This is a genomic window from Comamonas sp. FG99 (assembly GCF_057808605.1).
Genome location: NZ_JBMDII010000078.1, coordinates 1 through 5,450, shown reverse-complemented (window position 1 = coordinate 5,450; position 5,450 = coordinate 1). Strand labels below are relative to the sequence as shown.

At 62.7% G+C, this 5,450-nt stretch carries 3 protein-coding genes; all 3 read right to left on the bottom strand.

Annotated elements, in window-relative coordinates:
- Positions 1–327: 327 nt before the first annotated feature.
- From ACODRX_RS25735 to ACODRX_RS25725, 3 genes are read right to left on the bottom strand one after another with little or no spacing between them, the layout of a single operon-like run.
- Complete coding sequence (locus tag ACODRX_RS25735) at positions 328–2,400, bottom strand: peptidase domain-containing ABC transporter (RefSeq protein ID WP_488874390.1); 2,073 nt, start codon at positions 2,398–2,400, stop codon at positions 328–330.
- Positions 2,401–2,403: 3 nt separating this feature from the next.
- Entirely contained in the window at positions 2,404–3,879 is a 1,476-nt protein-coding gene (locus ACODRX_RS25730) for a S41 family peptidase (protein WP_488874389.1), read from the bottom strand.
- 12 nt (positions 3,880–3,891) lie between these two features.
- Positions 3,892–5,373 (bottom strand): S41 family peptidase, encoded by a 1,482-nt coding sequence (locus ACODRX_RS25725; protein WP_488874388.1) that lies wholly within the window; start codon positions 5,371–5,373, stop codon positions 3,892–3,894.
- Between the last annotated feature and the right edge of the window lie 77 nt (positions 5,374–5,450).

The following is a 5,450-nucleotide window of genomic DNA, read 5'->3' as shown; positions in this document are numbered from 1 at the left end:
GGGGTCGCCCGCCGGGGCGAGTCCCGGCCTCTGGCCTCAAAACAAGGCTCCATGCATGCCCGCTACGCTGGGGCTCCTGAGGGGCTCATGCGGTTCACTGGCTTAGGTGAACGGCATTTGTGCCTGCCCGGCGCTTTCGCGCTGAACGGGTGTACCCAGGCCCTTGCGTTCCCCGCGCGGCGAGTTCAAGCGATGTTGACGCAGCACCGCCATGGCAGCTGGCGCAGGGTGATGGCGCACATGGGGCGTGGCCACATGGGCCTGGCCGGCATCGGCCGGTGCTGGCCAGGAAAGCAGCCTCAGGGCTCGCCCAACCGCCACCTTGCATCACGCCAACGAAGCCGGCGCCACCCCAGCCAACGAAACCACGCGATCGGCCGATGCAATCGTCTCGGGCCGATGGGCGATCGTCACCCGGGTCGCCCGCAAAGTGCCGATGGCCGCGTTCACCCGCTTTTCGTTGTCCACATCCAAATGGCTGGTCGCCTCATCCAGCACCAGCAGGTTGGGCCGGCGGCAAAGCGCCCGGGCCAGCAGCACTCGCTGCTTCTGCCCACCGGAGAGGGAGCTGCCCATGTCGCCGTTCAGGGTGTGGTAGCCCATCGGCATGGCCGCGATTTCGGCGTCAATCGCCGCCATCTCGGCCGCCCGCCGCACCTCGTCAAACGCAAGATCCTCGTTGAAGCAAGCGATGTTGTCGCGCAAGCTGCCGGAAAACAACTGGTCATCCTGCATGACCGCGGCCACCTGGCCGCGCCAGGTTGACAAGCCGTACTGGCTCAGCAGCCGGCCATTGAGCTTCACGGTGCCCGCCGTTGGCTCCAGCAGGCCCAGCAAGATCTTCGCGAGGGTGGTCTTGCCGCAGCCTGTCGGGCCCACGATGGCCACGTGCTCGCCAGGCTCGATACGAATGCTGAGATTCTTGAGAACCCAGGGAAGGTTGTCCCCGTAGCGGAAACTCAGGCCCTCGATCTCCAGCAACGGCGCGCCCCCGGCGCGAGTGCCGATACTGTCGTTGGACTCCAGCGTTTCCGCCGCCGACAGCACAATGTCGCTCAAGCGCTCGGAATGCAGCCGCAGCATGCGTATGCCCATCATGTTGTCGATGAAGCGCTGCACCCGGCTGGAAAACTCGTCCTTGTAGGCGATGAAGGCCATCAGCATTCCCACGGTCAAGCTGCCATCAATCGCCATCGAGGCGCCAATGCCCAGCACCGCCACGCTCTCGGCCGCAAAGATGAGCCCATATCCAGTGCCAAAGGCAAGCGTCATCTTCTGGGTCGTCGCGCGCTTGTTGATGGCCTCCACCGCCATCGCCGTCCACTGGGCCGTGCGCAGGCTCTCCAGGCCCGCCAGCTTGATGACCTGCATGGCCCGCAAGTTCTCCAGGAAGTGCGATTGCGCCTTTGCCTCATGCACGAGGGCTTCGTCGCTCACCCGGTGGAACTTGCCATGCGGCAGTATCCGCACCATGGCGTACAGGGCAACGGCCAGCAATACCACCGCGGCCAGCTTGGCGCTATAGGCAAACAGCACGATCAGAATCACCGAAGCAAAGGCGCCGTCAAGAACGATGTCGACCAAGCGGCCCGTCACCGCCGCCTGGATGCTCTGCATCGACTGAAAGCGAGACACCACATCGCCAGTGTGGCGCACCTCGAACCATTGCGCCGGCAATCGCAGCATGTGCGCCACCACCTTGGCGCCCCATTGGCTGGAGAACTGCGTCGCGGCAACAATGCTGAGCCACCCACGGACGCCCTCCAGCCCCACCTTGGTCAGCAGGCAAAGGGACAGGCCCGCCAACAGGACATGAAGCAATTGGGCATCGCCGGCAACAATGGCGTTGTCCACCGTCCATTGCGTGAAAAGCGGGGCAAGCAACATCACCAACTGCAGGACTGCCGCCAGATAAAGCACCTGCCCCAGGCTGCGCTTGAGCCCGTGAATCTTGCCGACGAGCTTGCGCCAGCCAACACTGGCCGCCTCTCGCTTGTGCGAGAACCCCTCGGAGGGCGTCAACTCCAGCGCCACCCCGGTGAAATGGGGGCTGGCCTCTGCCATGCTCATGGTGACAGTGCCGCGCGCCGGATCGTGCAATACCAGCTTGCCGCGCTTGATACCCGTCAAGACGACGAAGTGGGCGCCGTCCCAATGGAGAATCGCCGGCAACGCCAATTGCGCCAAGGCCTCCAGCGGCACACGGACGCCCCGGGCTTGCAGCTCCATCCGCCTGCCAAGGGCAATCAGATCCAGAAGCGTCGAGCCCCGCGACGAGATACCCAGGAAGCTGCGCAACTCCGTCAGCGTATACGTCTTGCCGTAGTGGGCGGCGACGAAGCCAATGCAAGCGATACCGCATTCCGCCGAGGTCTTTTGGAGGTAGCTGGGTTTGTACATGCCCTAGAGTCTCTGCAAACGCTCCGCCAGCCACTTGCGCAGCTCGCGCGTGTCGCGGATATCGCCAAGAAACTCCTCGTGCGGTTTCGCAGATTCATTGACACCGCGCGTGCGGCCCGACCACACCTTGGTCGGGGTGACCAAGGTCGCGCCGCTGGGCAGCGGCAAACGAATGATCTCCAGGTAGTTCGTATCGCCCGAGGTTTCTCGGCCCACATGCAACATGCCTGGCACACGCCGCACCATGTCCACAAAGTCCATGCAGGCACTGGCACAGTTCGAATCGGTAACAAGAATGACGCGCCCCTTGAATGCGGCACCGGTATCAGCGGGAATCTCTAGCCTTAGCTTGAGCTTCCGCGTCTCCTGCTCTGCCAGCACCTTCCCCTCTTGCTGCGCCTGGACTAGCGTTGCAATGATGCTGCTGAGCACCTGGACGTTCATCGTTTCAGATGCGCTTGCCGGATACTTCGCCAGCTCCTGGCGCAGTTGCTCTATCTTCAATGACGACACGCGCCAGCGTGCAGTGCTGCCTGAATTGCCAGCAGGCATGCCGCTTTTCATCAGCGCGCTTAACAGCTCATAGCCATAGACCGAGCTCCCCCCCTCATTGCCACGGGTGTCGAATACCACAAAGGGCGCCTCCGCAGGAATGCTCGCCACCTCTTGCACAAGCCTTTGCACCGCCTCCAGCTTGGACGGCGGGGGATAGAACTCATTGGCGTATACCCAGTAGCCCCCGCGCCATCGCTTCACGCTGGGAGCGGCACGCCTATACGCATTCATGCGAAAGCCCTCCTGGCTCTGCGTCCACACCACGGGCAAGGTGCTGGCAATGCCATTCGGCGAGCGGAAGGTGCATTCCCTGGGCATGCTGGACGCGGGCAAAGGCAGCGTGGCCACCCGGTTGGTCAACAGCAAGGCCAAGGTAGCGCGCACGCCTTCCAGGGCATGGCGGCGATCCACAAACGGCGCAATACGTGCTTGCAAAAAGGCATCTATCGGCTGGCCATCGCAGCGCACAAGCTCAGCGCCCGGCGCCGGCAACACCCCCTGCCAACTTGGTGCCACGTCGCGCACCAGGTATCGCTGGCCCGTGGGAGCGGCAGTCCAGCCAGCCCATTGCATAGGATCATTAGACTGGTTGGGCGGAGGGGTCACCCATATATGGCCGTCTTTAAAGGCCACCTTATATGCCTTCATCGCAGCCAATGCCTGGTCTTGCGCTGGCAGTTGTGCCGCCAGAGCCAAGGCCTCGCCAAACCCGGCATCGAGCTGACGCAAAAATGCCTCATCAATCCCAGGCACGGCGCCAGGGTGCGTTGCCCGGATAAAGGCTTCGGCCGCCTCCAGGTCCGCGAGCGCGGCAGCGGTGACCGTTGGCGTTGAAGCGTCCGCGGGTGATGCCGCCGATGCCGCCACGGGCGCGGCATGCATGGCGCAGGCCAAGGATAGAAAAATAAGTTTTGCCAGCTTCATCTTGGTGCCGCCTTAAAGTCTCTGCAAACGTTGCGCCAACCACTTGCGCAGCTCACGCGTATCGCGGATATCGCCAAGAAACTCCTCGTGCGGCTTCGCAGATTCATTGACACCGCGCGTGCGGCCCGACCACACCTTGGTCGGGGTAACCAAGGTCGCGCCGCTGGGCAGCGGCAAACGAATGATCTCCAGGTAGTTCGTATCGCCCGAGGTTTCTCGGCCCACATGCAACATGCCTGGCACACGCCGCACCATGTCCACAAAGTCCATGCAGGCACTCGCACAGCTCGAATCGGTAACAAGAATGACGCGCCCCTTGAACGGCTCGCCCTGCGGCGAAGGCGGCATGTACTTCTCTATGCTCAATTCATTGTCAACAAACGCCTTTCCATCCTTCTGCCCCTGGATCAACGCCGCAAGAATGGCATTCAGGCTCAGGGTACGAGCAGATTCAGGCTCGCTCGCAGACGATTTTTCAACCTCCTTGCCCAGCTGCTCAATGACCAGCGCCGATACCCGCCACCGGGAGCGGCCGCTTCCCTCACCGCTGGGCATGTCGCCCTTCAGCAACGCACTCAGCAACTCGTAGCCATACAAGCCGCTGCCACCTTGGTTGCCCCGGGTATCGAAGACCACAAAGGGCGCCTGCGGCGGAATGCTCGCCACCGTGCGCGCAACCTGGTCCACCGCGCCACGGTTGGACGAATGGGAGTCAAAATCATTGGCGTATACCCAGTAGCCCCCAAGCCATCGCTTCACGCCGGGATAGGCGCGCGTAAACGCATTCATGCGAAAGCCCTCCTGGCTCTGCGTCCACACCATGGGCAAGGTGCTGGCAATGCCATTCGGCGAGCGGAAGGTGCATTCCCTGGGCATGCTGGACGCGGGCAAAGGCAGCCTGTCCACCCGGTTGGTCAACAGCAAGGCCAAGGAAGCGCGCACACCTTCCAGGGCATAGCGGCGGTCCACAAACGGCGCAATATGTGTTTGCAAAAAGGTATCTATCGGCTGGCCATCGCAGCGCACAAGCTCATCGCCCGGCGCCGGCAACAGCCCTTGCCAACTTGGCGCCACATCGCGCACCAGGTATCGCTGGCCAGTGGGAGCGGCAGTCCAGCCAGCCCATTGCCCGGGTGCATCGGGTCGCTCAGGCCCAATCGCTGCCAGATGATCATCGTTAAATGCCACCGTATATGCCTTCAGCGCCGCTATGGCCTGGTCTTGCGCTGGCAGTTGTGCCGCCAGGCCCACGGCTGCGCCAAACCCGGCATCGAGCTGACGCAAAAATGCCTCGTCAATCCCGGGCACGGCGCCAGGGTGCGTTGCCCGGATAAAGGCTTGGGCCGCCTCCAGGTCCGCGAGCGCGGCGGCGGTGATCGTTGGCGTTGAAGTTGGTGTTGAATCGTCTGCGGCTGGTGATGCCGCTGATGCCGCCACGGGTGCGGCATGCATGACGCAGGCCAAGGATAGAAAAATAAGTTTTGCGAATTTCATAGGCATTCAGTCGCCTGCTCCGTTAGGGAAGGTCTGCAAAACCCCGTTCGTCGAAGCTGACAGCTTGACCAGCGCGG

Bases quoted from the DNA above. Each gene is read 5' to 3' on its own strand.
- ACODRX_RS25735 (WP_488874390.1), bottom strand. From the start codon at position 2,400: ATGTACAAACCCAGCTACCTCCAAAAGACCTCGGCGGAATGCGGTATC.
- ACODRX_RS25730 (WP_488874389.1), bottom strand. From the start codon at position 3,879: ATGAAGCTGGCAAAACTTATTTTTCTATCCTTGGCCTGCGCCATGCAT.
- ACODRX_RS25725 (WP_488874388.1), bottom strand. From the start codon at position 5,373: ATGAAATTCGCAAAACTTATTTTTCTATCCTTGGCCTGCGTCATGCAT.